Here is a 25,994-nt window from a genome sequence, read left to right on the forward strand (position 1 = left end):
GTCGCAAGCAATGGGGTATGGGGTAATTGGCAGCCCGGCTGATTCTGGTTCAGCTAGTCTAGGTTCGAGTCCTGGTACCCCAGCAGGTTTCCTGCTGGCGCCTATGCCTTCCGCGAAGGCATAGGCGTTCTGCTTTTCCCGGCGGTGGTCGCACCGCTTCTCACGGCGCCAGTTCGTCCAGGATGTCGACGATCTCGCGCCATCCCGCCCTCGTGGGCATGTGGCTGGTGCGCACCGTCCGCACGTCGAACCGGTTGCCCGGGGTCAGGGCGTCGGCCTCCCTGATCATGCGGTCCTGCAGGGCGGGCGGTATCACCCGGTCGAGCGAGTGGCGGACGTAGGTCCGGGGCACCCGCCCCCAGGTCTCCTTGTGGCCCCGGGCGTCCGCCGTCATCACCTCGAGGGACTCGTCGGGTTGCAGGCCGTTGAGCATCGACATGAACTCCGCCTCGCTCCCCTCGGCCATCACGGCGGCCTTGAGGTCGTCGAGCCAGCGGTCGTCGGCCGAGCGCCAGTTCGTCCGCGCGGCGCCGAGCTTCGCGGGGTCGCCCACCATGCCCGCCGCCATGCTCGCGATCAGGCTCGTGGACGCCTCCGGGGTGCCGACGTACGCCGCGGCGCTGGGCAGTTCCGTGCAGCAGAACGCCGAGATGTACACCAGCCGGTGGAGGAGATCCGGCACGGCGTTCGCCACGGGTCCCAGCATGGCGCCGCCCATGCTGCCGCCCACCAGGACGACCGGGCCGTACGCGCCGACCCGCCGCACGGCCCGCACCGCCTGCTCCACGTAGTCGTCCATCGTGATCCCGGCCATCGGGGAGGGTTCGGCGGCGAACGCGCCGAGGTCCTGCGGGGCCTGGTACGACCGCCGGAACTGACCGGAGCCGGCCTCGTGGCCGGGCAGGTCGAGGCCGAGGACGCGATGCCCCCGCATGGTGAGCTCGGCGTCGCCCGAGCCGCCGCCGTTCGCGCCGGACGCGAAGACGAACGTCGTCACCGGCCTCCTGGGGGTGCCTTCCGCACGGGTGGCGTCGTGCATGTCGTGATCGCTCCTTCGTCGCGAGGATGTGCGCCGTGGTCACGGCGGTCCCAGGATGGCCGTCCCGGGAGGCCCGCGGATCGTGCCGTCGGCACGTCGTCCGGCCGATGGGCGCGTCGTCCGATCGGTCGAGGGCGGCACCGGCGATTGGGCGACTCGACCCGCGCCCAGGAATACTGCGACCGTGACCTGGATGGGCCCGGACGAAGCCGCGGATCCGGGAGGGCTCCGGACGAGGTGGGTCCTCCTGGGACTGGCGTACGCCCTCCTGGCGGTCTCCACACTCGCGGCCTTCGTCCAGGGCTCCGGTGCTGCGGGGGTGGCCGTCCTGGTGGCGCTCAGTGCCGCCGCGGAGCGCGCCCACGGCGACGCCGAGCGGTGGGGGCGGCACATGGCCCAGGTGCGGTCCCTGGCGCGGCAGAGCCTGACCGAGGCCCGCCGTTCGGTACGGGCGCTGCGGCCGGAGCCGCTGGAACACTCGCACCTCCCGGACGCGCTCGCCGAGATGACCCGGCGGTGGGCGGAGGGCTCGCCGGTCACGCCGGCGGTGGAGGTGACGGGAACGCCACGGCCGCTGGCCGGCGCCGTCGAGACCACGCTGTTCCGCGTCGCCCAGGAGGCTCTGGCCAACGTCGCCAAGCACTCCGGCGCGAGGCACGTCTGGGTGACGCTGTCCTACCTCGACGACGTCGTCCTCCTGGACGTCCGCGACGACGGCACCGGCTTCGACCCCTCCTCCGCTGACGGGAGCCGGCCCGCCGTCCGCGCGGGTGAGGGAGGCTACGGGGTGGGCACCATGCGCCAGCGGCTGCGCGGCGTCGGCGGCAGCCTCGAGATCGAGAGCTCTCCCGGACAGGGCACGGTCGTCGCCGCCCTGGTCCCCGCCCTGCCCGCGCCCGACCCCGTGGAGCCGATGTGAGCGCGCGAATCCGGCTGCTGATCGCCGACGACCACCCGATCGTCCGCGACGGCCTGCGCGCGGCGTTCCTCGACGAGCCGGACATCGAGGTGGTCGGCGAGGCCGCCGACGGGCGCGAGGCCGTCGAGCTCGCGCTGGAGCGCGCGGCCGACGTCGTGCTCATGGACCTCCGCATGCCGGTGACGGACGGCGTCACGGCGATCCGGCGGCTGGCCGGGACGGCTCCCGGCGTTCGGGTGCTGGTCCTGACGACGTTCGACTCCGAGGGCGACGTCTTCCCCGCGCTGGAGGCGGGAGCGATCGGCTACCTGCTCAAAGACGCGCCCACGGAGGAGCTCCTGAGCGCGGTGCGGGCCGCGAGCCGCGGGGAGACCGTCCTCGCGCCGTCGGTGGCGGGCATGCTGGTGGAGAGGGTGCGCGAGCCGGTGACCCGAGGGACGTTGAGCCCGCGCGAGGTGCAGGTGCTCGAACTGGTGGCCGAGGGCGCGACCAACCGCGAGGCGGCCTCGCGGCTGTTCATCAGCGAGGCGAGCGTCAAAACCCATCTCGTCCACATCTTCGCCAAGCTGGACGCCCGCGATCGCGCCTCCGCCGTCGCCGAGGCCTACCGCCGCGGCCTCCTCGACCTCGCAAGGCGCCGAGACTGACGCGAGGGGTTCCGTCCCGGTTGCCGGGTGCGCGCCGCAGGGGGTCCGGAGCGATCGGTTTGGTCGTGCTCTTCAGGGTGCGATAGAGTAACGCCCGTTGCCGCGACGCCCCAGGGTGTCGCGCCGGGTCCGGTTTCCGGCTCCGGCAAGCAGTGCGCACGGTCCCGTCGTCTAGTGGCCTAGGACGCCGCCCTCTCAAGGCGGTAACGCCGGTTCGAATCCGGTCGGGACTACCACACTGCGAAAGCAATATGATGGTCATCAAAGCCTGGCTCCGTCGTCTAGTGGCCTAGGACGCCGCCCTCTCAAGGCGGTAGCGCCGGTTCGAATCCGGTCGGGGCTACCAACCGAAACCCTCGGAAGATCTTCTTCCGGGGGTTTCGTCGTTCGGGCACCGGTCGCCGGGGCGGGGTGAACGGCTCGCCGTGAGATGGGCGGATGATGAACGAGCGACACGCCTGGCCGCTGGCGCTGGGCCTCGCGCCTGTGCTGGCCGTGCAGGGCCTGGTGGTCCGGAAGCGGACTCCGCGCCTCCCGGAGGCCGCCGGACCTCGCCGTGGGTCCGTTCCCGGCAGCGGCGAGCCCATCAGGCTGGCGGTGCTGGGGGAGTCGACCGCCGCCGGGGTCGGGGTGGAGTCCCACGAGGACGGGATGGCCGGGCATCTCGCCCGCGCGCTCGCCGCGCGTACCGGGCAGCCGGTGGAGTGGCAGGTCGCCGCCAGGACCGGCGCGACGACCCGGGTGGTGATCGACGACCTGGCCCCTCTCGTCGAACCGGCCGACGTGCTCTTCGTCGCGCTGGGCGTCAACGACCTCCTCGAACTGACCCGGCTACGACTCTTCGAACGGCACCTGACCGAGCTCGTCGGCGCCGTACGCGAACGGGCCGGGAAGATCGTGCTGGCCGGGATGCCCCCCGTCGGGAGGTTCCCGTCCCTTCCCCAGCCGCTCAGGTCCGTCATGGGGCTGCGGGCCAGGGCCCTCGACCACGTCATCGCCGGCGTGGCGAAGGCGGAGGGCGCCTGGCACTTCAGCATGGAGATCCCGGCCGACCTGAACGGCTTCTTCGCCGCCGACGGGTTCCACCCTTCGGGAGTGGGCTACCGCTCGTGGGCCGAGGCGGCCGCGCTCCGTCTCTGAAGCCTGTTTTCCGCACGAGCCCGAATCTCCCCGGTCGGATGCTGTACACGGTCCGGAACTATGCGTGATCGACTCAGGTCAATAGGGGCGATGTGCGGAAAACGGGCTCAAGGAACATCAGGAGGTGGGGGTGGCCTTGGAGCGGGCCTTGAAGAGGGCCCGCTTGGCGGCCTTGACGACCTGCTTGTCCGGGTGGGACTCGGAGATGGCCTCCAGGAGCTCCTCGACGTGCGGGTGCGGCACCTTCCAGATGACCTCCAGCAGGCTGCTCAGCACCGGCGCGGGGCCGATGTCGTGCAGGCTGCTGACGAACTCGGGCGTGCCGAGACCCGCCGAGATCGTCCACATGTCGAGAATGAGCCAGTGGGTGTCGCTCTGGGTGGGCTCCGGCGCCCCCTCGACGTCCAATTGGGCGAGGTGGGTGGCGGCGTACGGCCGCAGCGACGGCTCGTCGAGGGCCTCCTGCCAGGCGGGGACGGCGACCGGCCCGAGCGAGCCGACCAGGCTCGCCGCCTGCACGCGGATGAGCGCGTCGGCCTCGTCGTCGGCGGCGGCCGCGAGCAGCTCGCCGGCGGCCGTGGCGGGGTCGCGCAGCTTCATCCAGGCGGCGAACTCGGCGTCGGCCTCCTCCTCGGGCAGGTCGGCGCTGAGCGACAGCAGGTCGAGCGCGGTCATGGCGTCGATGGCCGGCCGGGCGTCGACCTCGATGTCGTCGTCGTCCAGCAGGTGGACGACGCCTTCGGTGCCGAGCGGCGTGAGCCGGACCCGGTCGCCGGACACCGTCACCATGCCGTAGCCGGACAGCCACTCGAGCACGGAGGCCAGCGGGTCGCCCACCTCCGACCACGCGGCGGACCCGAGGTCGTCGAACTCGGCGGCGGCCTCGGCGAGCTCATCGCGCAGCTCGCCGACCGGACGCTCGCCGCCCGCCACCAGTAGCCGGACCAGCAGCGCGCGGGTGAGGCCGGACAGGGCGAGGGTGAGATCGTCGTCGTCGAGCTCGGGGTCGCCGTAGTCGACGGAGTGGAGGCCGAGCATCCAGACGTCGAGGACGTCCTCGTCGTTCTCGAACGGCCACGCGGCGGTGTCCTCGTCGACGCTGACGGTGTCCTCGCCGTCGGGCTTGAGGAACTCCAGGTCGACCGCGAGGTTCCAGAGGTTCCACAGCGCGGGGACGGCCTGGGCGAGCGGCTCCTGGCCGGGCTCGGGAAGCCCGGCGACCGCGAGCGCCTGGCGGATCTCGTCGTCGCTGAGCAGGGTCTCCTCGCCGACCTTGCGGGCGGTGCCGACCCACAGGGCGAGGTCGCGGGCCTTGAGGATCAGCGGCACGGCCCGGGCGGCCTCGGCCAGCTCGGAGTCGGGGCGCAGGCGGATGGTGGGCAGATCGGCCAGCTCGTCGGCGAAGGGCTCGAAGTCGCCGAGCCCCTCGACCTCCTCCTCGTCGAGGTCTTCTTCGTCCTCGTCCCAGTCGCGCTCACCGAGGACCTCCTCCATCGCGTCGACGAAATCGTCCTCGATCGCGTCGAGCTCGTCGAGCAGGTCGTCCAGGCTGTCGGATTCCTTGCCCAGGCGCCCGGTCTCGGACAGGAAGGTGAGGTAGGCGCGCACCGCGGGCACCATGCCGTCGGCCGCGGCGTCGGGGTCCTCGACGACCTTCGGCATGCGCTCCACCAGGACGGGGCGCAGATCGTCGGACTTCCAGACGTGGACGTCGTCACGAGCGATCAGGCGATGCCACAGAGCGGCAGGCCCCACCAGGTCGGGATCACTGTCCGGTGCGTTCTGAGGTGCCCAGAGAATGAACTCTTGAAGGAGGGGACGCAGCTCCGATGCGGCTGCCTCGATGCGATCTGTCACTCCGCCAGGCTAGTGCTTGGCGGCGGGCGGCTCTAATCAGTTAGCACGCCTTCGACGCCCAATCGGTGAGCACATGTCCGATTGTCCGGCACAGTTCCCACCACTTGGTGCGCCGCTTACCTCCGTGTGACGATACGGCCGGCTACGCCGGGGCTTTCGTATGCCTTCAGTTGGCCCGGCGCATGGCCTCGGTGATCCGCTCGGCGGCGGCCACGACGGGGGCGGCGTGGATGCGGCCGGGCGTGCGGGTGAGGCGTTCGATCGGCCCGGAGACCGAGACGGCCGCGATCACCTTGCCGGCGGCGCCCCGGATGGGGGCGGAGACGCTGGCGACGCCCTGCTCGCGCTCGCCGACGCTGTGGGCCCAGTTGCGCCTGCGGACGCTGGCGAGGGTGGCGGCGGTGAACTTGGCGCCGCGCAGCCCGCGGTGGAGGCGGTCGGGCTCCTCCCACGCCAGCAGGATCTGGGCGGCGGATCCGGCCGTCATGGGCAGCGAGCTGCCGACGGGGACGGTGTCGCGCAGGCCGCTGGTGCGTTCCGCGGCGGCCACGCAGACCCGCTCGTCGCCCTGCCTGCGGTAGAGCTGGGCGCTCTCGCCGGTCAGGTCGCGCAGCTGGATGAGGACGGGGGACGCGACGGCGAGCAGGCGGTCCTCGCCGGCGGCCGTGGACAGCTCTGATAGGCGGGGGCCGAGGATGAAGCGGCCCTGTGTGTCACGGGAGACGATGCGGTGGTGCTCGAGGGCGACCGCGAGCCGGTGGGCGGTGGGACGGGCCAGGCCGGTCGCCTGCACGAGCTGTGCGAGGGACGCGGGGCCCGCTTCGAGGGCGTTGAGCACGAGGACGGCCTTGTCGAGTACGCCGACTCCGCTAGAGTTGTCCATACCCCGATACTGCCGTCTCGCTATCCGAGATGCAACTGGCATTCGGGACGGGGATGGGTACGCTGTCCGTATCCCGAAATTTCCGTCTTATCCTATGAGACGTTCGGGGGGATGAAACGCAAGGAGGCGTTCACGACATGGGTCGCACACTGGCCGAGAAAGTATGGGAGCAGCATGTCGTCCGTCGCGCGGACGGCGAGCCCGACCTGCTCTACATCGACCTGCACCTCATCCACGAGGTGACCAGCCCGCAGGCGTTCGACGGCCTGCGCATGGCGGGTCGCAAGGTGCGCCGGCCCGACCTCACCATCGCCACCGAGGACCACAACGTCCCGACGGTGCTCGGCCCGATCGCCGACCCCGTGTCGAAGCAGCAGGTGGAGACCCTCCGCAAGAACGCCGCCGAGTTCGGCATCCGGCTGCACCCCATGGGCGACGCCGGGCAGGGCGTGGTGCACATCATCGGCCCGCAGTTCGGCCTCACGCAGCCCGGCATGACCATCGTCTGCGGCGACTCCCACACCTCCACCCACGGCGCGTTCGGCGCGATCGCCTTCGGCATCGGCACCTCCGAGGTGGAGCACGTCCTGGCCACCCAGACCCTCCCGGCGTACCGGCCGAAGACCATGGCCATCGAGGTCTCCGGCGAGCTGCCGTACGGCGTCACCGCCAAGGACCTCATCCTCGCGATCATCGCCAAGATCGGCACGGGCGGCGGCCAGGGCCACATCGTCGAGTACCGCGGCGAGGCGATCCGCAAGCTCTCCATGGAGGGCCGGATGACCGTCTGCAACATGTCGATCGAGGCGGGCGCGCGCGCCGGGCTGATCGCCCCCGACGAGACCACCTTCGAGTACCTCAAGGGCCGCCCGCACGCCCCGAGCGGCGAGCAGTGGGACGCCGCCGTCGAGTACTGGCGCTCCCTGAGGACCGACGACGACGCCGTCTTCGACACGGTCGTCGAGATCGACGCCTCGACGCTGTCGCCGTTCGTCACCTGGGGCACCAACCCCGGGCAGGGCGCGCCGCTCAACACCGCGATCCCCGCCCCCGACGACACCTCCGACCCGGCCGCCGCGCGCCGCGCCCTCGAATACATGGGCCTGTCCGCCGGCACCCAGCTCAGCGAGGTCGAGGTCGACACCGTCTTCGTCGGCTCCTGCACCAACGGCCGGCTGGAGGACCTGCGTGCCGCCGCCGAGGTGCTGCGCGGGCGCAAGGTCAAGGCCCGCACCCTCATCGTCCCCGGATCCATGCAGGTCAGGGCCGAGGCGGAGGCCGAGGGCCTCCACGAGGTGTTCCAGGCCGCCGGGGCCGAGTGGCGCCAGGCCGGCTGCTCGATGTGCCTCGGCATGAACCCCGACACCCTCGCCCCCGGTGAGCGCAGCGCCTCCACCTCCAACCGCAACTTCGAGGGCCGCCAGGGCAAGGGCGGGCGCACCCATCTCGTCTCGCCCGCGGTCGCCGCGGCCACCGCCGTCACCGGCCGTCTGACCGCGCCCGCCGACCTGTAAGGAGCTTGGGAATCATGGAAGCCTTCACCACGCACACCGGCCGGGCCGTACCGCTGCGCCGCAGCAACGTCGACACCGACCAGATCATCCCCGCCGTGTGGCTCAAGCAGGTCAGCCGTACGGGCTTCGAGAAGGGCCTGTTCGCGGCCTGGCGCGAGGACCCGGCGTTCGTCCTGAACGACCCGGTCTACCAGGGCGCCTCGATCCTCGTCTCGGGCCCCGACTTCGGCACCGGCTCCTCCCGCGAGCACGCCGTGTGGGCCCTCCAGCAGTACGGCTTCCGCGTCGTGATCGCGGCCCGCTTCGGCGACATCTTCCGCAACAACTCCACCAAGATGGGCCTGCTGCCGGTCGTCCTGCCCGCCGAGACCGTGGAGGCCCTGCAGGCCGCCGTCGAGGCCGACCCGGCGACCGAGGTGACCGTCGACCTGACCGAACGCCAGGTGCGCTGGGGCGGCGAGTCGGCCGGTTTCGAGATCGACGACTACACCCGCTGGCGTCTGCTCGAGGGGCTCGACGACATCGGTCTGACCCTGCGCCACGCCGACGAGGTGGCGGTGTACGAGAATGGTCGGCAGCCATGGCTGCCGACGACGGTTTGACGGGCCCCACGAGCCCCGAAGAGGAGCTGGCGCGGCGGTTACGCGACACCTACCGTCGCATTGCCGCCGCGCGGCTCTCGCCTGAGGACAAAGAGCGGGTCACGCGGAGATTTGTCGCGATCTGCGACCTTGCGAAGCGTGACCTCGATCACGCCTGCTCCCGTCTGGACGCTTTTCTCGCCGATCTGGGAGACGATTTCGACACGCCGAGTAGGCGCGACATCGCGGAAGGTGATTGAGTCCGGGCCGCGTGTCCCTTACTTTCAAGCGGGTAAGGGGTTTCTGACCGTTGACTGGTGGGTGCGTGCCGAAACCCCGCGCTTGGCCACACCGGGTGAGGGCTCGGGCACTGCCCGCCGCAGCGCTCATCCTCAGACAGCGGTAACAGGGGGAGCAAGCTAGATGAACAAGCGAGAACTCGTCGACGCGATCACCGATCGGGTCGGCGACAGGAAGACGGCCACCGAGGCCGTGAACGCGGTAATCGAGGCCATCCAACACGCTGTCTCGAACGGGGAGAAAGTCTCGATCACTGGCTTCGGCGCGTTCGAGATGGCTCACAAGCCCGCCCGTCAGGCAAGGAACCCTTCGACCGGCGAACCCATCAAGGTCTCCGAGAGCTGGGCGCCCAGGTTCCGTCCCGGTGCGGACTTCAAAGAGCAGGTCAACACCGCAGGAAAGAAGGCCGCGACCAAGAAGAAGTGACCGCTCGGCGGCTCATCACGGCGCCCGGGGGCCTGCGCGGCCTCCGGGCGCCGCTGCGTGGGAGGGCCGGAGGCCGAGGTCAGCCGGGCAGCGGGAAGGTCGACAGGGTGATGACCGTGATGGCGTCGCCCTCGACCCTGATGTTCACCCGCTGGCCGCTGCGCAGCAGCCGGAGCGGGCCCGCGTCGAAGGCCTCGGCGCCGAACGGCATCTCGCTGCCGTCGTCGAGGAAGACGGATCCGGAGCGGGTTGCCGGATCGAAGATCCGCACCGTGGCCTGCACGGGCGCCAGTTTACCGCGCGTGCCGGGGGTAAATCCGGTTGCGCGGCGGGCGTGACCCCCGCCAGGGTGGCTGACCATGGCAGAAGCGGACGAATCCACTGCGCTGTCGGACAGACGGGACACTCCGGACAGGCCGGTCACGCTGTGGCGGACGAGGCCGTACGCGCTGTTCGTGGGCGCGGACGCGATCAGCCAGGTCGGCACCGAGGTCAGCATGGTCGCGCTTCCCCTGGTCGCGGTTCTGGTGCTGCACGCCGGGCCGTTCCAGGTGGGTCTGCTGACCGCCGCGGAGATGGTGGCGTTCCTGCTGGTCGGGCTCCCGGCGGGGGTCTGGGTCGACCGGCTGCCCCGGCGGCGCATCCTGGTCGCCACCGACCTCGTCCGCGCCGCAGCCCTCGCGAGCGTCCCCCTCGCCGCGGCCGGCGGCCTGCTGTCCCTGCCCCAGCTGTACGGCGTGGCGCTGGTCACCGGCGTGTGCACGGTGTTCTTCGACGTCGCCCACATGAGCTACCTGCCCTCGATCGTCGCCAAGCGGGATCTCGCGCGGGGGAACAGCACGATGGAGACGATCAGATCCACCGCCGCCCTCGCGGGCCCGGGTTTCGGCGGCTGGCTCGTCCAGGTGGCGACCGCGCCGTTCGCCCTGCTCGCCGACGCGGTCAGCTACGTCGTCTCGGCGGTGCTGCTGGGGGCCATCGGCGTCAAGGAGGCGCGGCGCCCGGCCGCCGCGTCCGGGAAGCTGCTGCAGGAGGTCGCCGAGGGCGTGCGGTTCATCGCCGCCCAGCCGGTTCTGCGGGTGGTCGCGCTGGTCGGTGCGCTCAACATGCTGGGGTTCGGGGTGTGGGCGTCGGCGCAGGCGCTGTTCCTGCTGCGCGTGCTCGGCCTCGGCCCCGGGGTCTACGGCCTGGTCATCGCGGCCGGTGCCGTCGGAGGTCTGCTCGGAGCCGTGGCGGCGCCGCGCGTGCTGGCCCGATGGGGCACCGGCCGGGCGCTGTACGTCGCGGCCGCCGCGGCCGTCCCCGCGAACCTCGTCGCGCCGCTGGCCGGTCCGGGCTGGCGCGTCGTGCTCTTCCCGCTCGGCCTCGCACTCGCCGGGTTCGCCGGGACCATCTTCGGCATCTCCCAGCTCAGCTACCGGCAGTCCATTTGCCCCGAGCACCTGCTCGGCCGCATGAACGCCTCCATGCGCTTCCTGATGTGGAGCGCGATGCCCTTCGGCGGGGTGCTGGGCGGGCTGGCGGGGGAGTGGCTCGGCGTCAGGGGGGCCATATGGACGGCGAGCGCGACGTTCATCCTGGCCCACCTGCCGATCCTCGTCATGCGCCGCCGCGTCCCGGCCCTGTGAGGCTCACCGCGACGGGTTCTCCGAGGGGAACCGCCACGCCATGACGGCGGCGAGCCCGGCGAACAGGGCGGCGCCGATCAGGCCGACGGCGTGGAGCCCGGAGATGAACGCCTCGTGGCCGGCGTGCAGGACGGCGGCGGCGTCCGCCTGAGGAAGACGCGCCGAGGCGGCCACGGCCCCCGCGACGGTCTCCCGGGCCCCGCTCACCTGGTCGAGGATCCCGGCCGGGACGCCGGCCTCCATACGGTGACGGTAGATCGCGGCGGCGACGGTGCCGAGGACGGCCATGCCCAGCGTGCCGCCGAGATAGTTGGCGATCTCCGACGTCGACGCCGCCGATCCGGCCTTCTCCGGAGGGACGGAGCCGACGACGATCGTGGTGCCGAGGGCGAACAGCGGGCCCGTACCCAGCGCCAGGATGGTGACCCCCGCCACCGCCGTCGCCGGCCCGTCGTGGACCAGGGCGAGCAGCGCCGCGCCGGCCGTGGACAGCGCCAGGCCGCCCGCGATGGCCGTCCTCGGCGCCACGGACCTGGTGAGGGCCGGGGTCAGCAGGGTGCCGGCCGCGACCGCGAGGCCCATGGGCGCGAACCACAGCGCGGCCTGGGCGGGCGGGTATCCGAGGACGGTCTGGAGGTACTGGGTGACCAGCAGCCCCGCACCCGCCATGGCGACGCCCGCCAGCGCGAGCGCGGCCAGGACCAGGGTGAAGGAGCGCCGGGTGAACAGACGCAGGTTCAGCAGCGGGTCGTCCAGCCGCAGCTGCCGCCGGGCGAACGCCGCCGCGAACGCGCACCCCACCGCGATCGCCAGGACCGGCCCGGCGAGGGAGCCGTCGTCGGCGGCGAGGTTCTTGATCCCGTAGACGATCGGCAGGATCGCCAGCAGGGACAGGGCCACGCTGGCGAGGTCGAGGCGCCCCGCGCCCGGCGTGCGGTATTCGGGCAGCACCACGGGCCCGGCGACGAGCAGGAGGACGATCACCGGCACGGCCACCAGGAACACCGATCCCCACCAGAAGCGCTCGACGAGCATCCCGCCGACGACGGGGCCGAGGGCGCCGCCGGTGAACTGGCAGGTCGCCCACACGGAGATGGCCTTGGCCCGCTGCCGTCCGTCCCGGAACATGTTGGTGATCAACGCCAGCGTGGAGGGCATCAGCGTCGCGCCGGCGACGCCCATCACCGTCCGGGCGGCGATCAGCATCGCGGGGCTGGTGGAGCAGGCGGCCAGGACGGAGGCGGCGCCGAACGCCGCGCCGCCCACGAGCAGGAGCCGGCGGCGGCCGATGCGGTCGCCGAGAGTGCCCATGGTGGTCACGAAGCCGGCCACCATGAACCCGTAGATGTCCACGATCCAGAGCTGCTGTACGCCGCTCGTCCCGAGGTCGGCGCTCAGGTGCGGCAGCGCCAGGAACAGTGCGGTGATGTCCACGGCCACGAGCAGGGTGGGCAGGGCGAGCACCGCCAGCCCCACCCATTCCCGCAGGCCGGCGCGTGCCGGAGCGGCCGATATGGCGACGTCGTGCATGACGAGACCTCTCTTGTCCTTCGAGGACGGCTCGGGCGCCGTCACGAGGGAGTCGGAGCGGGTACGGCGGTCTGTACATGGGAGCGCGGACTTTTTCGCGACGATGTCGAGGCGCCCGGTACGGCTCCGACCGCCCGGCGCAAGGCCAGTCACTGAGGGAGCGGACGATGAAGTACATGCTGTTGATCCACAACCGGCCCGGCTACGTCGAGGAGCTGCCGGAATCCGAGGCCGCCGAGCTGCTCGGCCGGGTCGACGAGCTCATGAAGGAGCTCACCGAGTCCGGTGAGCTGATCCGGGGCGAGGCCCTGGCGGGCCCGTCGGAGACGAAGACCGTGCGGGTCCGCGACGGCGTCCCGGTGGTCACCGACGGGCCGTTCGTCGAGGCCAAGGAGCACTTCGCGGGGTACCTGCTCGTGGAGTGCGACAGCACCGAGCGCGCCGTGGAGATCGCGGCCAGCTGGCCGGACGCGCGGTATTTCGCGATGGAGGTGCGGCCCGTCACGCACCAGTCGGGTCCGGGGATGTGAGGAGCAACGGCGCGCGCTTCCCGGTGCGCGCCGCCGCTTTCAGGGGGAGGAGGTCCCGGGCTCGATGTAGGAGGCCAGCCCGCGGATGATGATGTCCATGCCGAGCTCGAACCTCTCGTCGTTGCTTTCGCCGAACATCAGCGACGACAGGGCGACGAGGTGGGGGAACCGTTCGGGCGGCAGCGAGTCGAAGTAGTCGTTGATCGACTCACGCATCTCCTCCCACGTGCCGGCCTCGCTGCTGCGGCGGCGCTCCTCCCACATCGATTCGGCGTAGGCGAAGCCGTCGATGAAGGTGGAGATGATGTCGCCGGCGGTGGCCGCCACGCGGTCGGGCATCCCCGCGGTGCGGAAGATCGCGAGCAGGCGCTCGACGTGCGGCATCAGCTCGGGGGTGAAGGGCGCGTACGCCATCGAGATGCGCGCCATGTCGCGGTGGGCCGTCAGCTTCTCCCGCGCGCCGCGGGCGAAGTCCATGACCTGGTCCTGCCAGTGAGCGGGATCGGGGGGCGGCAGCTCGAAGCCCTCGAACAGCCGGTGGTACATGTGCTCGAGGAGCTCGTCCTTGCTCGTCACGTGCGCGTACAGCGCGGACACCGCCACCCCGAGCTCGGCGGCGACCTGGCGCATGCTCAGCCGGTCGTACCCCTCGCGGTCGAGCACCACGTAGGCGGCGTCGACGATGCGCTCCAGCGTGAGGGGAACCCGGACGTGGGCCGCGCGCTTGCGTGAGCGCTCCCACGGGGGTGTGGGCACCGGCTCGTCCGCCTGCTTCATGCGTCACCGCCCCTTGGCGTCGGTCGTGATCCCTTGTGGCCGAGTGTAGTTGCGTCCTGAACACCGCTCATCGCGGGAGAACACCGGTCATTTTCGCGATATATCTTGTGCTCTCGACAGTCGCGACATATCGTGAGAACGCCGCACATCAATCGCGAACACCGTTCTATGATAGAACAGTGCTCGATTGAAATGAACACTGTTCATAAGACGTTGACGATGCTCACCCCCGAGGAGTCCCCGTGACCACCACCGACCTCCACCCCCAGGAGGCCCCACCCGAGCCCGCGCCCTACAGATGGCGCTGGGCGGCGCTTTTCGTCATCCTCGCCGCCGAGGTCATGGACCTGCTCGACGCCATGGTGACCAACATCGCGTCACCGACCATCCGCGCCGAGCTCGGCGGCAGCGCCGCGACCATCCAGTGGCTCGGCGCCGCCTACACCCTTTCGATGGCCGTGGGACTGATCACCGGCGGCCGGCTCGGTGACATCTTCGGCCGCAAGAGGATGTTCCTGATCGGCGCGGCCGGCTTCACCGTCGGCTCGCTGCTGTGCGCCGTGGCCCAGGGGCCCGAGTTGCTGATCGCCGCGCGCGTCGTCCAAGGATTGTTCGGCGCGGTCATGCTCCCCCAGGGCCTCGGGATGATCAAAGAGATGTTCCCGCCCAAGGAGATGCAGGCGGCGTTCGGCATGTTCGGGCCGGTCATGGGCCTGTCGTCCGTCGGCGGCCCGATCCTGGCCGGTTGGCTGATCGACGCCGACTTCTTCGGGACCGGCTGGCGCATGATCTTCCTGATCAACCTGCCGCTTGGCCTTGCCGCCGTGATCTGCGGGTCGCGCTTCCTGCCCGAGTCGCGTTCGCCGCACCCGCTGAAGCTCGACGTCCCCGGCGTGCTGCTGGCCTCGCTGGCGGGTCTGCTGATCGTCTTCCCCCTGGTGCAGGGACGTGAGAACGACTGGCCGCTGTGGTCGTTCCTGATGATGGGCGCGTCGGTCGTCGTGTTCATCCTGTTCGGGTGGTTCGAGTCGCGCAAGGCTCGCGCCGGCGGCGACCCGCTCGTCGTGCCCAGCCTGTTCCGCAAGCGCGCCTTCACCGGTGGCCTGGCCACCGGCCTGGTGTTCTTCTCCGGGATGGCCGGGTTCATGCTGGTCTTCAACCTCTACACCCAGATCGGCCTCGGCTACTCGACCCTGAAGGCCGGCCTCGCCACGGCGCCGTGGTCACTCGGCATGGTCGTCGGCTTCGGCCTCGCCCAGCCGCTGCAGAAGTTCGGCCGCAAGCTGCTGCACGGCGGCACCCTGGTGATGGCCCTCGGCGTGCTCGGCGTCCTGATCACGCTGAACGTCGCCGGGATCGGCGTCACCCCCTGGCAGATGGTCCCCGCGCTGCTCGTCACCGGTGTCGGCATGGGCATGCTGATGGCGCCGTTCTTCGACATCGTGCTCGCCGGTGTGGAGGACCACGAGACCGGCTCCGCCTCGGGCAGCCTGACCGCGGTGCAGCAGCTCGGGAGCGCCTTCGGCGTCGCGCTGCTCGGCACGGTGTTCTTCGGGCTCCTCGGTGGCGGCGTCGCCACCGCCGCCGACGACCTCACGCCCAAGCTGCGCTCGGACCTGGCGGCCGTCCACGTGACCGGCGAGCCGCAGGACCGTATCGTCGCCGGGCTGCGGGCCTGTGGCCACGACCGCGCGGTCGCCAAGGACCAGGAAGCGGTGCCCGCCTCCTGCACCCGGCTGGAGGCCGACGCGCGGGCCGCGGCGACCTCGCCCGAGACGGGGGGCGCCATCCAGAAGGCCCTGGCGACGGCGGGCGCCGAGTCGGCCAAGCAGGGGTTCGCCGACGTGATGAAGACGATCCTGTGGGTCGTGGACGGCATGCTGCTGCTGACGTTCCTGGTCGCCTTCCTCCTTCCCAAGCACGCCCGCGAAGGCGGCGCCGGCCACTGACAGGTGCCCCGGCCGGCCAAGCGTCTCAAGGAGTCCTCCAGGTGGAGGACTCCTTGAGCATTTCCACGACGGCGGCCGTGTGCCGGCCCACGCCGAGGGCGAGGGCCTCCTCCAGGTCGGACGGGGTGTCGACGTCCCGCCGCACGGACGGGATGCCGTCGGGGGCCACCTCCTTGGCCCCGCCCGCCAGGTGCTTGGCCCGGGACTCGCCGCCGAACCGCGGCGTGAAGGGGACGCCGGGCCGTACCCCGTAGAACGTGGTGCCGACGTCGGCGGCGTCGGGCACGAAGGCCTGGTCGAAGTCGGCGGCGCAGGCCAGCGCGACGCCCAGCTCGGCCGGGCGCAGGGCGGGCAGGTCGGCCTGCAGGGCGCCGATCGGGCTCCCGGGCGCCAGTCGCACGGCCTCCGCACCACCGGCCCGCAGCGCCGCGTTCAGCCCGGAGTCGGGGTCGGGCACCACGTGCGCGCCGAGCTGGGCGAGGGCCCTGGCGGGCACCGGGTCGGCCGTGACGACCACGACCCGCGCGACGTCGGGGCAGGCGAGCGCCGCGGACACCGTGTCGCACGCGACGGCGACGGCGAGCGCGGCGCGGTGGGGCCCGGCCGCGGCCGCCAGGCGGGTCTTGGCGGCGACCAGGGTCTTCACCGGCACCACGATGGTCCAGCCTGACTCGCCACGTTCCTCAGGACGCATAACCTTAAGCATCTCGCCTCGACATCTCTGGCAGCGAACCGGGAGACTGATGGCGCCCATGCATGCTTGGAGGAGTCAATGAGCCGCCCCGGACGCCCGCCGGTCTTTTGGGAAGCCCTAGTCGTGGTGATCGTGAAGTCGGTGTTGCTTCTGTTCACCAAGCGCGACTGGCGGGGTGGCAGGAACGTCCCGCGCAAGGGCGGCATGATCATCGCGGCCAACCACCTGTCGTGGACCGACCCGCTGCTGTTCGCCCACTTCGCCTACAACAACGGCCGCTGGCCGGTCTACCTGGCCAAGTCCGGGGTGTTCGACATCCCGGTCATCGGCACGATCGTGCGCAAGTGCCGGCAGATCCCCGTCCACCGCGGCTCCACCGACGCGGCCCGCTCGCTGAAGGACGCCGAGAAGGCCCTCCGCGAGGGGGCCTGCGTGATCTTCTACCCCGAGGGCACGATCACCCGCGACCCCGACATGTGGCCCATGGCCGGCAAGACCGGCGTCGCCCGGCTCGCGCTGGCCACCGGCGTGCCCGTGATCCCCGTGGCCCACTGGGGCGCCCAGGAGCTCCTGCCGTACGGTGAGAAGAAGCCGAGGCTGTTCCCCCGCAAGACCTTCAAGGTCCTCGCCGGGCCGCCGGTCGACCTGTCGAAGTACGAGGGGCAGCCGCTGCGCGGTCAGGTCCTGAAGAACGCGACCTCCGACATCATGGCCGCCATCACGGGCCAGCTGGCCGAGCTGCGCGGTGAGAAGGCGCCGGACGAGCCCTTCGACCAGAGCGAGACCCGCGCCGGCTGACCCCGCCGGGCGGGAGTGAGGCAGTAGGCACGCAGGGCGACTTCAGCCATTGAGTGAGCGTACGGTGAGTAGATGACCAAGGCCGTCGTTTTCGGAACCGGTTCGTGGGGCACCACCTTCGCGATGATCTTGGCGGAGGCGGGCACGTCGACGACGCTGTGGGGGCGGCGCGCCGAGGTGGTGGAGGCCATCGACCGCGGGCACGAGAACCCCGAGTACCTCCCTGGTGTGAGCCTCCCCGCGTCCCTGCGGGCGACCACCGACCCCGCCGAGGCGATGGAGGGGGCCGACTTCGTCGTCCTCGCGGTGCCGTCGCAGACCCTGCGCGGCAACCTCGCCGCCTGGACCCCGCACATCCCGCGCGAGGCGGTGCTCGTCAGTTTGATGAAGGGCGTCGAGCTGGGCACCTCCAAGCGCATGAGCGAGGTGATCTGCGAGGTCGCCGGCGTCCCCGCCGAGCGCGTCGCCGTCGTCTCCGGGCCGAACCTCGTGGGCGAGCTGATCCGGCACGAGCCCGCCGCCACGGTGGTCGCCAGCCTCGACGAGCAGGTCGCCGGGCGGCTGCAGGAGGCCTGCCACCTGCCGTGGTTCCGCGCCTACACCAACTCCGACGTCGTCGGGGTGGAGCTCGGCGGCGCGGTGAAGAACGTCATCGCCCTCGCCGTCGGCGTGGCGGTGGGCATGGGGCTGGGCGACAACGTGCGCGCGACGCTGATGACGCGCGGGCTCGCCGAGATCGCCCGGCTGGGCGCGGTGCTGGGCGCCGACCCGCACACGTTCGCGGGCCTCGCGGGCATGGGGGACCTCGTCGCCACCTGTTCGTCCCCATTGTCGAGAAACCGTACCTTCGGGGAGAATCTCGGCCGAGGCATGACGCTGGCCGAGACGGTCGCCGCGACCAAGCAGACCGCGGAGGGAGTCAAGTCCTGCGAGTCGGTGCTCGACCTGGCCAGGAAGCACGACGTGGAGATGCCGATCACCGAGGTGGTGGTGGGCGTCGTCCATGACGGAATGACCCCCAGTGAGGCCGCGACGCTGCTCATGTCGCGGACTCCCAAGCCCGAACGGTACGGAGTTTGACACCCTCGCGACGCATGCGCAGGAGGCTCGGCGAGAACTCCCGCGCTGTCCACCTGCCCCCCGCGCCGGTCTCCCGGCAGTTACCGGTCGGGCTGCCCGTCTGGCGCAGCTCGGCCTGGAGTTTCGACAGCTCCGCGGAGTACGACGACGTGCTCGGCGACCGTGCCCCCGGCTTCGCCTACAGCCGCATCGACAACCCCACGGTCGCGGCCTTCGCCTCCGGCATCGCCGCCCTGGAGGGTGCCGCGGCCCCCGAGGACGTCGCGGGCCAGGCGTTCGCCTCCGGCATGGCCGCGGTGACCGCGGTGTTCCTCACCTTCCTGCGCGCCGGCTCCCACGTGGTCGCCCCCGCCCCGGTGTACGGCGGCACGTACTCCCTGCTGGCGAACGTGCTGGGGCGCTTCGGCGTGTCGGCCGACTTCGTCGACTACTCCGACCTGCGCAGGGTGCACGCCGCCGTGCGGTCGTCCACCAAGATCGTCTATGCCGAGACGCTCGGCAATCCCACCATGGCGGTGGCCGACATCCGCGGCCTCTACCGCATCGCCCGTGACGCCGGGGCGCTGCTGGTGGTCGACTCGACGTTCGCGACGCCCGTCGTGTGCCGCCCGCTGGAGCACGGGGCCGACCTCGTCGTCCACTCCGCCACCAAATACATCGGCGGGCACGACGACTCCACCGGCGGCGCGGTGGTCGGCCGTCCCGACCTCATCGCCAAGATCCGCGAGGTGCGCATCGACACGGGCGCCACCCTCGCGCCGGACGAGGCGTTCCTGCTGCGCCGGGGCCTGGCGACGCTGCCGCTGCGCGTCCGCCGCATGTGCGCCACCGCCATGGTGTTCGCGGCGGCCGTCGCCAAGCACCCGGCGGTGCGCCGCGTCGACTACCCGGGCCTGCCCGGCCATCCCGGCCACCAGCTCGCCCGTCAGCTGTTCGACAACGGCCCCGAGGGCACGAGGTACGGCGCCTGCGTCACCGTCACCCCGCACGGCGGGTACGAGGCGGGGGTGATGCTCGCCGATTCCGTGCGCCTCGCGCGCATCGCCACCTCGATCGGCGGCACGCACACCAAGGTCTCCCACGTCGCCTCCACCACCCACCGTCAGCTGGACGAAGCCCTGCTGACCGCCTCCGGGGTCGACGCCGGGGCCGTCCGGTTCTCGATCGGGCTGGAGGACGCCGAAGACCTCATCGCCGACGTCACCGACGCGCTCGACGCGCTCCGCTCCAACACGGCCACCCGCCCCTGAACGCGCGCCGGTGAAACCGACAAGTACGAACGACATTTCGCCTGCAGATCTGACAACAAGTAACGACTGAGACCCCAGGGACGCCCTGACAAGCGGGGACGACAGGGACGCAAGGTAGATTCGGGCATCATGAACGAGCAGGAAGAATCCCGGCCTCGGGTTCGGGTCGCGGTCGTCTTCGGCGGACGCAACTCCGAGCACGCGGTGTCGCTGATGGGCGCCGGAAGCGTCCTGGCGGCCCTCGACCGGTCCAAATACGACGTCGTGCCGATCGGCATCGCGCCCGACGGCCGCTGGGTGCTGGCCTCCGAGAACCAGAGATTCGAGATCGAGGGCGGCGAGCTGCCCGTCGTCGACGACAGCGGCGCCGCCCTCGCGCTGCCCTCCGGCAGCGGATCGCTCGTCGCGCTCGACTCGGGGCGGATCCCCGAATCGCTCGGCCAGGTCGACGTGGTGTTCCCGATGCTGCACGGCGCCTACGGCGAGGACGGCACCATCCAGGGCCTGCTGGAGATGGCCGGCGTGCCCTACGTGGGCTCCGGCGTGCTGGCGAGCGCCGTCGGCATGGACAAGGCGTACATGAAGGCCGTGCTGGCCGCCGCCGGGCTGCCCGTCGGCCCGTACGTCGTGGTGCGCGACCGCGACTGGCGGCTGGAGCGCGAGCGCGTCCTGAAGGACGTCGAGGAGCTCGGCTGGCCGGTGTTCGTCAAGCCGTCCCGCGCCGGCTCCAGCCAGGGCATCTCACGGGTCGACGGCGCCGAGGGGCTGGAGCAGGCGATCGAGTTCGCCCGCACCCACGATCCGAAGGTCCTCGTCGAGGCCGCCATCGAGGGGCGGGAGGTCGAGTGCGCGGTGCTGGAGTCGCTCGGCGACGAGCCGCCCGCCGCGAGCCTGCCGGGCGAGGTGCTGTACGGGGACCACGAGTACTTCGACTTCAACGCCAAGTACGTCCCGGACGAGATGCGGCTGCAGGTGCCGGCCGACATCCCGGTCGCGGTGAGCGAGGAGCTGCGGCAGATGGCCGTGCGCGCGTTCGAGGCGCTCGGCTGCGAGGGGCTCTCGCGCGTCGACTTCTTCTACACGCCGTCGGGCAGCCTGATCGTCAACGAGATCAACACCATGCCGGGGTTCACGTCGCTGTCGGTCGCGCCCCAGCTGTGGGCCGCCACCGGCCTGTCGTACGCCGAGCTGGTCGAACGGCTGATCCAGCTGGCCCTGGCCCGGCCCGCCGGCCTTCGCTGAGGATCCCGGGCCGGCCCCCGGTCAGCCCTGGGGTTCGGGCGGGGTGACGGGGAAGGTGGCCTTGATCGGGGCGGCGAGGTCGAGGAGCACGCTCGCGGGCTGGTGGGCGCGGGAGATCGTGACCTCGACGTATCCGCCCCGTGTGATCGCGGTGAAGAGCGTGTCCCTGGCCGGGTCGGCGAACCAGGGCACTCCGTTGATGTCGGGCACCTGCTGCATGGGGTCCATGGCCGCCGGGCGGGAGACCCCGCAGCGGAGCGCGATCTCGCCTTCCCCCCAGACCGTGACGTACGGCGAGGGGGGCTCGGACGGGACGCGCTCCGCGCCGTCGAGGGTGTGGGGCAGCCGGGTGTTCAGGGTCTTGCAGTTGGCGGCCGTCGCGGCCTGCGGAGCGGGCGGCTCGACCCGTACGGCGCCGCCGCACCCCGCCAGCAGCGCCAAGGCGGCCATGCCGACGACGACCCTGACCACGGCTCCCCCCGAAAGCTGTCGACGCTCAGATGTGCACGATCGGACATGTAAGGGTACGCGTGATCCCCTCGATGGCCTGAATCTGCGCGACGACGAGTTTGCCGAGTTCGTCCACGTTGTTGGCCTCCGCACGGACGATCACGTCGTACGGCCCGGTCACGTCCTCGGCCTGGGTCACTCCGGGGATCGCCGCGATCGCACCGGCGACCGCGGCGGCCTTGCCGACTTCTGTCTGGATAAGGATGTAGGCCTGCACCATCACGTCCTCCCGGCGGGGGCGAAACTCGCTCGTATCGGTCCCGTAACTAGATCAGCCCGAATCGCCACCGTACATGCAACACACCCGGAGGTGTGCTATCACACTCGCAGATCTTGGGGAATTCGGGATCATTGCCCGTATTGTCGGGCGCTTGCCACAATCTCCGGCGATATTGCTCGGCCCCGGCGACGACGCCGCGGTGCTTCGTGCCCCTGACGGGCGGGTGGTCGTGACGACGGATCTCCTACTTGAGGGTAGGCACTTCCGTCGCGATTGGTCCAGCTCGTACGACATCGGGAGAAAAGCGGCAGCACAGAACCTTTCCGACGTCGTGGCGATGGGGGCCGACCCCACGGCCCTCTTCGTGGGCCTCGGCGCCCCCGGGGACCTCCCCGCGGACTGGCTGGACGGGCTCACCGACGGCTTCCGGGACGAATGCGCGCTGGTCGGCGCGAGCGTCGCGGGCGGCGACGTCGTCAGGTCCGAGAAGATCCTGCTCGGGGTGACGGCGCTCGGCGACCTGGCGGGCCGCTCCCCGGTGACCCGCTCCGGCGCGAGGCCCGGGGACGTCCTCGCCGTGGCGGGCCGGCTCGGGTACGCCGCCGGGGGGCTCGCGGCGCTCCTGGCGGGCCGGGAGGACCCTTCGTTCCAGGAATTCGTGGACGCCCACCGGCGCCCCCGGCCGCCCTACGCCTGCGGTCCGGCGGCGGCCGGGCTCGGCGCCACGGCCATGCTCGACGTGAGCGACGGCCTGCTGCAGGACGCCGGGCATCTCGCCGCGGCGAGCGGCGCGCGCGTGGAGATCGATCCCTCGGCCCTCCCTGTGCCGGACGTACTGGCGGACGCCGCCGCCGAGCTGGGCGAAGACCCGCTCACGTGGGTGCTGACGGGTGGGGAGGATCATGCCCTGCTGGCCTCCTTCCCTCCCGGTGTACGGCTGCCGGACCCGTGGCGGTTCATCGGAAAAATCACCCCAGGCGAAGGCGTGCAGGTCACCGGGCGCACCGAGGTGGCCGGTGGCTGGGATCACTTCCGTGAATAAGGTGAAAATTGTGACAAAGAAGTATTGAAGGTGTTATGAAGTGGGGCGCCAGGTTTCTACATAGGAAGGCGCTTCATGGGACGGGGACGCCACACGTCATCCCGAGGGCGGGAGTCCGACCCCGAGTGGGCGGGCGAGCACGACGACACGGGGTGGGACGACGAGCGAGGCACCCAGGAGTGGCTCAGCACCGAGGACCCTGATTGGCTCCAGGCCCCGGACGGCGGGAAGACCCCGAGCGGCGGCTTCGAGGCCCCGCAGCCGCCGCGGCACAGCGCATGGGACTCGCCCGGCCCTGCCTGGCCCAGCGCCTGGGACGACGAGCCGTCCGCCACCCCGCGTCCGGCGCCGGGCGCCGACACCTCCTCCGCCTTCTCGGCCCCCTCGCCGACCGGCCCCTCGCCGACCGGCCCCTCGCCCACCGGTCCCTTGCCCACCGGTCCCGCGAACGCGTGGGACACGGGCGACACCGGCACCGGAGCCCAGGAAAGCCGCCCGGCGTGGGACCCGGCGCCCACGGCTGAGCAGCCCTTGAGCGCCTGGGAACCCGCGTCCACGGCTCAGGGACCCACGAGCGCCTGGGAAGCCGCGCCCACAGGTCAGGGCGACACCTGGGATCCTGCCTCCACGGCGCAGGGTGGTACCTGGGATCCTGCCTCCACAGCGCAGGGTGGCACCTGGGGGCCCGCGCCCACGGCTCAGCACCCCTCCCACGGCTGGGAGACCGGGCCCTCGGCCTCCGGCGGGTGGGACGCGCCGGCCGCCGAACCTCCGGGCACGTGGAGCGCCGGCGAGACGGCGGTGCGGAGCGGCCGTACGGAGCCGGGAGCCGCCGTCGGCGGCCTGGCCGGCCCCGGGCGGTACGCGGAGCCCGGCGAGGAGACCGCGTACGCCCCCGCGATCGGCCCCGGCGCCGCCCCGGAAGATCTCCGCCCCGAGGAGCCGCACGCCGAGGGCGGCCATGTGCCGCCGAAACGACGCCGTGGGCAGCGCCAGAGCCGGGAGCGCAAGGAGGGTTTCTGGCGGGGACGCCGTCTGGTGGCCCTGTCCGCGGTGGCGGTCGTCGCGGCGATCGGCACCGCCGTCGTCGGCGTGAAGCTGGCCTCCTCCGGGCTCGACCTCACCAGCACCACCGCCTGCCCGAAGGGGCAGGCCTGCGCGGCCGTCGCGCAGGGGAAGCCCAGTGGGGGCGCCGCGCCGTCCGCGACCGAGGACTCCGCGGATCCGGTCACCTCCGACCCCTCCGAGAGCGAGACGACCTCGCCTCGCGCCTCCAAGCCGGCCAGGCCGACGGCGACCGCCGTCCATACCCCTGAGCGGCGCAACCCGCAGCCCTCGGCCCGCCCGACGCCGGAACGCACCCGGATCACCAGCCCGACCCCCAAGGCGAGCCGCACCAAGGAGGACACGCCGGACCCCACGCCCACCGAGGAACCGACCGACACCGCCACCCCGGACGCCACCCCCACCGACGACACCGATCCGGTGATCGGACCCGGCCGGGTCGCGGTCGACTTCGCCGTGTCCGGGCTCAGCGACGCCGGGTACACCGGCCAGGTCACCATCAGCAACAACGGCCCCGTCCTGTCGTCGGGGTGGAGCGTCCGGATCCCGGTCGGCGGCAGCGTCACCGGCGCCGACGGCGCGACCTGGACGCAGGAGGGCGGCACGCTCGTACTGTCGTCCACCCAGGTGCTCGGCGAGAACGAGCAGGCCGTGGTCACCTTCGCTGCCGACGGGGACTCCAGCGCGCCGGACAGGTGCGAGCTGAACGGCGGGAGCTGCCGGATCCGCGTGAACGACAACGCCGTGTCCCAGGTCGAGCCGAACCCCTGAGAAGGCGGGGCCCGCGGGCCTGGTTTCATGGACGGATGACTCCTCCGTGCGTGCTGACGATCGCGGGCTCCGACTCCGGTGGGGGCGCGGGCATCCAGGCCGATCTGAAGACCATGCTGGCGCTCGGCGTCCACGGCATGAGCGTGGTCGCCGCGGTGACCGCGCAGAACTCCCTCGGCGTGCAGGGGTACTGGGAACTCCCCGCCGAGGCCGTGCGCGCCCAGCTCGACTCCGTCCTGGGCGACATCGGCGCACAGGCCATCAAGACGGGCATGCTGGCGTCCCCCGAGCTCGTGGAGGTCGTCGCCGAGGCGCTGTCGCGGGTGGAGGCGCCCATCGTGGTCGACCCGGTCGCCGTCTCCAAGCACGGTGACCCACTGCTGGCCCCCGCGGCCGTGCAGACCGTGATCTCCCGGCTGCTGCCGCTGGCGACCGTGGTGACCCCGAACCTCTGGGAGGTCGAGCAGCTCACCTCCGTCAAGGTCGAGGACGAGGACGACCTGCGCCGGGCGGCCGACGCGATGCTCGCGCTCGGCCCCACGTGGGTCCTGGTCAAGGGCGGCCACCTGCCGGGCCCGCCGGTCGACCTCCTCACCGACGGGACCGCCGAGTTCCGCTTCTCCGCCGAGCGGCACGACAACCGGCACACCCACGGCACCGGATGCACCCTGGCCTCCGCCATCGCGTCCTACCTGGCGCTCGGCGAGGACGTCCCCCGCGCCGTCGAGATGGCCAAGGAGTACGTCACGGGCGCGATCTCGTACGGCTTCCCCCTCGGCGCCGGCATCGGCCCCGTCGACCACGGCTGGCGCTGGCGCTGACCCGCCTTGCCTCCACGCGGCGCCCCGGCGACACGGAACGGCGGCGGGGGGGATCACGCCTGACGGGCGCCGCTTGCGGGTAGCTTCCTAGCGTGTCGAATGCCCTGGTGCGTCTCAGCGTGAACGCCTCCGCCGGCCAGAAGGCCGCGGTGTCCGTCGTCGGCCTGCTGTTCCTCGCCGTCCTCGGCGGCATCGCCGCCGTCGTGGCCTCCATGCTGGACTTCCCCGACACGAGCGGAGGCGGCGGCCTGCCGGAGACCGTCGTCACGGCGATCTTCGGATTGATCATGGTGGTGATGCTGGGCTTCGTCGCCACCATGGTCGCCGGCACCTACCTGCGGCAGGCGGTCCTGGACGGCACGGTGCTGCGCGTCCGGGGCCTGCTCGGGACGCGGGAGGCCGACCTGGCGACGACGCGGGTGTGGGTCGGCTCCGAGCCGGAGTACGTCACCAACCCCCACGGGGAGGGCACCGTGCCCACCGGGCGGCGGGTGCCGCATCTGGTGGCCGAGGACCCGAGGAGCGGCCGCAAGCTGCGGCTCCGCCTCCACACGACGGCTCGCACGCTGCTGCCCCCGCACGAGCTGAGAGCCCTCGCCGGGGCCGTCGAGTCGGGCCGCCGGGGCGAGCCGGAGGCCTCCCAGGCGTCCGCCACCGCCCTGCTGCTGCGCCGCCTCGCCGACGACCCCATCGCCCGCCTGCTGTAGCGCCCTACGGGCGCGGCGACGGAAAGCCGACAGCCCGCCGCCCTCGAAAGGGCGGCGGGCTGCCGGTGAGATTC

The 25,994-nt window shown here is 71.8% G+C and carries 27 protein-coding genes and 3 tRNA genes; 21 read left to right on the forward strand and 9 right to left on the reverse strand.

Features of this window, described 5'->3' with window-relative positions; translation table 11 throughout:
• Positions 1-11: 11 nt before the first annotated feature.
• Positions 12-83, forward strand: a tRNA-Gln gene (locus KIK05_RS06265).
• A gap of 77 nt (positions 84-160) precedes the next feature.
• Here KIK05_RS06265 and KIK05_RS06270 read toward each other — a convergent pair.
• Positions 161-1,039: an alpha/beta hydrolase gene (locus KIK05_RS06270; RefSeq protein ID WP_214409591.1), complete on the reverse strand. Its 879-nt coding sequence runs from the start codon at positions 1,037-1,039 to the stop codon at positions 161-163.
• A 193-nt stretch (positions 1,040-1,232) separates the two neighbouring features.
• Between KIK05_RS06270 and KIK05_RS06275 the strand changes: the two genes are divergently transcribed.
• The 5 genes from KIK05_RS06275 (at position 1,233) to KIK05_RS06295 (ending at position 3,745) form a co-directional block, all read left to right on the forward strand.
• Entirely contained in the window at positions 1,233-1,958 is a 726-nt protein-coding gene (locus KIK05_RS06275; protein ID WP_284681217.1) for a sensor histidine kinase, read from the forward strand.
• Positions 1,955-2,605 (forward strand): response regulator, encoded by a 651-nt coding sequence (locus tag KIK05_RS06280; protein ID WP_308249773.1) that lies wholly within the window; start codon positions 1,955-1,957, stop codon positions 2,603-2,605. The genes KIK05_RS06275 and KIK05_RS06280 overlap by 4 nt, the downstream gene beginning before the upstream one ends.
• Before the next feature lie 160 nt (positions 2,606-2,765).
• Positions 2,766-2,841, forward strand: a tRNA-Glu gene (locus KIK05_RS06285).
• A 34-nt stretch (positions 2,842-2,875) separates the two neighbouring features.
• Positions 2,876-2,951, forward strand: a tRNA-Glu gene (locus KIK05_RS06290).
• A gap of 92 nt (positions 2,952-3,043) precedes the next feature.
• Positions 3,044-3,745 (forward strand): SGNH/GDSL hydrolase family protein, encoded by a 702-nt coding sequence (locus tag KIK05_RS06295; RefSeq protein ID WP_214409593.1) that lies wholly within the window; start codon positions 3,044-3,046, stop codon positions 3,743-3,745.
• 117 nt (positions 3,746-3,862) lie between these two features.
• Here the strand turns inward: KIK05_RS06295 and KIK05_RS06300 are convergent, their stop codons facing one another.
• Complete coding sequence (locus tag KIK05_RS06300) at positions 3,863-5,500, reverse strand: hypothetical protein (RefSeq protein WP_308249774.1); 1,638 nt, start codon at positions 5,498-5,500, stop codon at positions 3,863-3,865.
• A 268-nt stretch (positions 5,501-5,768) separates the two neighbouring features.
• Positions 5,769-6,485, reverse strand: coding sequence for an IclR family transcriptional regulator (locus KIK05_RS06305; RefSeq protein WP_214409595.1), 717 nt, complete (start codon positions 6,483-6,485; stop codon positions 5,769-5,771).
• 137 nt (positions 6,486-6,622) lie between these two features.
• On the opposite strand from KIK05_RS06305, the gene leuC reads away from it, so the two are divergent.
• The 4 genes from leuC (at position 6,623) to KIK05_RS06325 (ending at position 9,306) form a co-directional block, all read left to right on the forward strand.
• On the forward strand, positions 6,623-7,999 hold the full coding sequence (leuC, locus tag KIK05_RS06310; protein WP_214409596.1) for a 3-isopropylmalate dehydratase large subunit: 1,377 nt from the start codon (positions 6,623-6,625) through the stop codon (positions 7,997-7,999).
• A gap of 14 nt (positions 8,000-8,013) precedes the next feature.
• Complete coding sequence (leuD, locus tag KIK05_RS06315) at positions 8,014-8,601, forward strand: 3-isopropylmalate dehydratase small subunit (protein ID WP_214409597.1); 588 nt, start codon at positions 8,014-8,016, stop codon at positions 8,599-8,601.
• Entirely contained in the window at positions 8,580-8,840 is a 261-nt protein-coding gene (locus tag KIK05_RS06320) for an SCO5555 family protein (RefSeq protein ID WP_214409598.1), read from the forward strand. The genes leuD and KIK05_RS06320 overlap by 22 nt, the downstream gene beginning before the upstream one ends.
• 163 nt (positions 8,841-9,003) lie before the next feature.
• Positions 9,004-9,306 carry an HU family DNA-binding protein gene (locus KIK05_RS06325; RefSeq protein ID WP_214409599.1) on the forward strand — a complete coding sequence of 101 codons (303 nt, stop codon included), beginning with the start codon at positions 9,004-9,006 and terminating at the stop codon, positions 9,304-9,306.
• Between the two features lie 79 nt (positions 9,307-9,385).
• On the opposite strand, the gene KIK05_RS06330 is transcribed toward KIK05_RS06325, so the two are convergent.
• Positions 9,386-9,589, reverse strand: a complete 204-nt coding sequence (locus KIK05_RS06330) for a hypothetical protein (protein WP_214409600.1) — start codon at positions 9,587-9,589, stop codon at positions 9,386-9,388.
• A 76-nt stretch (positions 9,590-9,665) separates the two neighbouring features.
• Between KIK05_RS06330 and KIK05_RS06335 the strand changes: the two genes are divergently transcribed.
• The gene (locus tag KIK05_RS06335; RefSeq protein ID WP_214409601.1) at positions 9,666-10,934 is read left to right on the forward strand and encodes an MFS transporter; all 1,269 of its coding nucleotides are present in this window, start codon (positions 9,666-9,668) and stop codon (positions 10,932-10,934) included.
• Positions 10,935-10,937: 3 nt separating this feature from the next.
• Here the strand turns inward: KIK05_RS06335 and KIK05_RS06340 are convergent, their stop codons facing one another.
• Positions 10,938-12,464, reverse strand: a complete 1,527-nt coding sequence (locus tag KIK05_RS06340) for an MFS transporter (RefSeq protein WP_214409602.1) — start codon at positions 12,462-12,464, stop codon at positions 10,938-10,940.
• A gap of 167 nt (positions 12,465-12,631) precedes the next feature.
• Between KIK05_RS06340 and KIK05_RS06345 the strand changes: the two genes are divergently transcribed.
• Positions 12,632-12,994 carry a YciI family protein gene (locus tag KIK05_RS06345; protein WP_214409603.1) on the forward strand — a complete coding sequence of 121 codons (363 nt, stop codon included), beginning with the start codon at positions 12,632-12,634 and terminating at the stop codon, positions 12,992-12,994.
• 39 nt (positions 12,995-13,033) lie between these two features.
• On the opposite strand, the gene KIK05_RS06350 is transcribed toward KIK05_RS06345, so the two are convergent.
• Entirely contained in the window at positions 13,034-13,771 is a 738-nt protein-coding gene (locus KIK05_RS06350; RefSeq protein WP_214409604.1) for a TetR/AcrR family transcriptional regulator, read from the reverse strand.
• 242 nt (positions 13,772-14,013) lie between these two features.
• On the opposite strand from KIK05_RS06350, the gene KIK05_RS06355 reads away from it, so the two are divergent.
• On the forward strand, positions 14,014-15,720 hold the full coding sequence (locus KIK05_RS06355) for an MFS transporter (RefSeq protein WP_308249775.1): 1,707 nt from the start codon (positions 14,014-14,016) through the stop codon (positions 15,718-15,720).
• A gap of 25 nt (positions 15,721-15,745) precedes the next feature.
• On the opposite strand, the gene cofC is transcribed toward KIK05_RS06355, so the two are convergent.
• Positions 15,746-16,414 (reverse strand): 2-phospho-L-lactate guanylyltransferase, encoded by a 669-nt coding sequence (gene cofC / locus KIK05_RS06360; protein ID WP_214409605.1) that lies wholly within the window; start codon positions 16,412-16,414, stop codon positions 15,746-15,748.
• 141 nt (positions 16,415-16,555) lie between these two features.
• Between cofC and KIK05_RS06365 the strand changes: the two genes are divergently transcribed.
• The 4 genes from KIK05_RS06365 to KIK05_RS06380 all read left to right on the forward strand — a co-directional run bounded on the left by KIK05_RS06365 (position 16,556) and on the right by KIK05_RS06380 (position 20,784).
• The gene (locus KIK05_RS06365) at positions 16,556-17,212 is read left to right on the forward strand and encodes a lysophospholipid acyltransferase family protein (RefSeq protein WP_308249776.1); all 657 of its coding nucleotides are present in this window, start codon (positions 16,556-16,558) and stop codon (positions 17,210-17,212) included.
• A 72-nt stretch (positions 17,213-17,284) separates the two neighbouring features.
• Complete coding sequence (locus KIK05_RS06370) at positions 17,285-18,292, forward strand: NAD(P)H-dependent glycerol-3-phosphate dehydrogenase (protein ID WP_214409607.1); 1,008 nt, start codon at positions 17,285-17,287, stop codon at positions 18,290-18,292.
• Between the two features lie 14 nt (positions 18,293-18,306).
• The gene (locus KIK05_RS06375) at positions 18,307-19,542 is read left to right on the forward strand and encodes a trans-sulfuration enzyme family protein (RefSeq protein WP_214409608.1); all 1,236 of its coding nucleotides are present in this window, start codon (positions 18,307-18,309) and stop codon (positions 19,540-19,542) included.
• Between the two features lie 129 nt (positions 19,543-19,671).
• Entirely contained in the window at positions 19,672-20,784 is a 1,113-nt protein-coding gene (locus KIK05_RS06380; RefSeq protein ID WP_214409609.1) for a D-alanine--D-alanine ligase family protein, read from the forward strand.
• A gap of 21 nt (positions 20,785-20,805) precedes the next feature.
• Here KIK05_RS06380 and KIK05_RS06385 read toward each other — a convergent pair whose 3' ends face one another.
• Positions 20,806-21,255, reverse strand: a complete 450-nt coding sequence (locus KIK05_RS06385; RefSeq protein ID WP_308249777.1) for a DUF3515 family protein — start codon at positions 21,253-21,255, stop codon at positions 20,806-20,808.
• 25 nt (positions 21,256-21,280) lie between these two features.
• Positions 21,281-21,514: an Lrp/AsnC ligand binding domain-containing protein gene (locus tag KIK05_RS06390; RefSeq protein ID WP_214409610.1), complete on the reverse strand. Its 234-nt coding sequence runs from the start codon at positions 21,512-21,514 to the stop codon at positions 21,281-21,283.
• Positions 21,515-21,587: 73 nt separating this feature from the next.
• On the opposite strand from KIK05_RS06390, the gene KIK05_RS06395 reads away from it, so the two are divergent.
• The 4 genes from KIK05_RS06395 (at position 21,588) to KIK05_RS06410 (ending at position 25,920) form a co-directional block, all read left to right on the forward strand.
• Positions 21,588-22,556, forward strand: coding sequence for a thiamine-phosphate kinase (locus KIK05_RS06395; RefSeq protein WP_214409611.1), 969 nt, complete (start codon positions 21,588-21,590; stop codon positions 22,554-22,556).
• A 75-nt stretch (positions 22,557-22,631) separates the two neighbouring features.
• Positions 22,632-24,392 (forward strand): hypothetical protein, encoded by a 1,761-nt coding sequence (locus tag KIK05_RS06400; RefSeq protein WP_214409612.1) that lies wholly within the window; start codon positions 22,632-22,634, stop codon positions 24,390-24,392.
• 35 nt (positions 24,393-24,427) lie between these two features.
• Positions 24,428-25,213: a bifunctional hydroxymethylpyrimidine kinase/phosphomethylpyrimidine kinase gene (thiD, locus tag KIK05_RS06405; protein ID WP_214409613.1), complete on the forward strand. Its 786-nt coding sequence runs from the start codon at positions 24,428-24,430 to the stop codon at positions 25,211-25,213.
• Between the two features lie 92 nt (positions 25,214-25,305).
• A complete protein-coding gene (locus KIK05_RS06410; RefSeq protein ID WP_214409614.1) occupies positions 25,306-25,920 on the forward strand; it encodes a hypothetical protein in 615 nt (204 codons plus the stop codon).
• The last annotated feature ends 74 nt before the right edge of the window (positions 25,921-25,994 follow it).

Source organism: Sphaerisporangium fuscum (assembly GCF_018531465.1).
Lineage (GTDB): Bacteria > Actinomycetota > Actinomycetes > Streptosporangiales > Streptosporangiaceae > Sphaerisporangium > Sphaerisporangium fuscum.

What these genes read in the sequence shown, in the direction of transcription:
- KIK05_RS06395 (WP_214409611.1), top strand. Translation starts at nt 21,588, where the DNA reads ATGCAACACACCCGGAGGTGTGCTATCACACTCGCAGATCTTGGGGAA.
- KIK05_RS06380 (WP_214409609.1), top strand. Translation starts at nt 19,672, where the DNA reads ATGAACGAGCAGGAAGAATCCCGGCCTCGGGTTCGGGTCGCGGTCGTC.
- KIK05_RS06335 (WP_214409601.1), top strand. Translation starts at nt 9,666, where the DNA reads ATGGCAGAAGCGGACGAATCCACTGCGCTGTCGGACAGACGGGACACT.
- KIK05_RS06340 (WP_214409602.1), bottom strand. Translation starts at nt 12,464, where the DNA reads ATGCACGACGTCGCCATATCGGCCGCTCCGGCACGCGCCGGCCTGCGG.
- KIK05_RS06345 (WP_214409603.1), top strand. Translation starts at nt 12,632, where the DNA reads ATGAAGTACATGCTGTTGATCCACAACCGGCCCGGCTACGTCGAGGAG.
- KIK05_RS06305 (WP_214409595.1), bottom strand. Translation starts at nt 6,485, where the DNA reads ATGGACAACTCTAGCGGAGTCGGCGTACTCGACAAGGCCGTCCTCGTG.
- leuD (WP_214409597.1), top strand. Translation starts at nt 8,014, where the DNA reads ATGGAAGCCTTCACCACGCACACCGGCCGGGCCGTACCGCTGCGCCGC.
- KIK05_RS06295 (WP_214409593.1), top strand. Translation starts at nt 3,044, where the DNA reads ATGATGAACGAGCGACACGCCTGGCCGCTGGCGCTGGGCCTCGCGCCT.
- KIK05_RS06375 (WP_214409608.1), top strand. Translation starts at nt 18,307, where the DNA reads ATGCGCAGGAGGCTCGGCGAGAACTCCCGCGCTGTCCACCTGCCCCCC.
- KIK05_RS06350 (WP_214409604.1), bottom strand. Translation starts at nt 13,771, where the DNA reads ATGAAGCAGGCGGACGAGCCGGTGCCCACACCCCCGTGGGAGCGCTCA.
- thiD (WP_214409613.1), top strand. Translation starts at nt 24,428, where the DNA reads ATGACTCCTCCGTGCGTGCTGACGATCGCGGGCTCCGACTCCGGTGGG.
- KIK05_RS06270 (WP_214409591.1), bottom strand. Translation starts at nt 1,039, where the DNA reads ATGCACGACGCCACCCGTGCGGAAGGCACCCCCAGGAGGCCGGTGACG.
- KIK05_RS06370 (WP_214409607.1), top strand. Translation starts at nt 17,285, where the DNA reads ATGACCAAGGCCGTCGTTTTCGGAACCGGTTCGTGGGGCACCACCTTC.
- KIK05_RS06275 (WP_284681217.1), top strand. Translation starts at nt 1,233, where the DNA reads ATGGGCCCGGACGAAGCCGCGGATCCGGGAGGGCTCCGGACGAGGTGG.
- KIK05_RS06390 (WP_214409610.1), bottom strand. Translation starts at nt 21,514, where the DNA reads ATGGTGCAGGCCTACATCCTTATCCAGACAGAAGTCGGCAAGGCCGCC.
- KIK05_RS06325 (WP_214409599.1), top strand. Translation starts at nt 9,004, where the DNA reads ATGAACAAGCGAGAACTCGTCGACGCGATCACCGATCGGGTCGGCGAC.
- cofC (WP_214409605.1), bottom strand. Translation starts at nt 16,414, where the DNA reads ATGCGTCCTGAGGAACGTGGCGAGTCAGGCTGGACCATCGTGGTGCCG.
- KIK05_RS06400 (WP_214409612.1), top strand. Translation starts at nt 22,632, where the DNA reads ATGGGACGGGGACGCCACACGTCATCCCGAGGGCGGGAGTCCGACCCC.
- KIK05_RS06320 (WP_214409598.1), top strand. Translation starts at nt 8,580, where the DNA reads ATGGCTGCCGACGACGGTTTGACGGGCCCCACGAGCCCCGAAGAGGAG.
- leuC (WP_214409596.1), top strand. Translation starts at nt 6,623, where the DNA reads ATGGGTCGCACACTGGCCGAGAAAGTATGGGAGCAGCATGTCGTCCGT.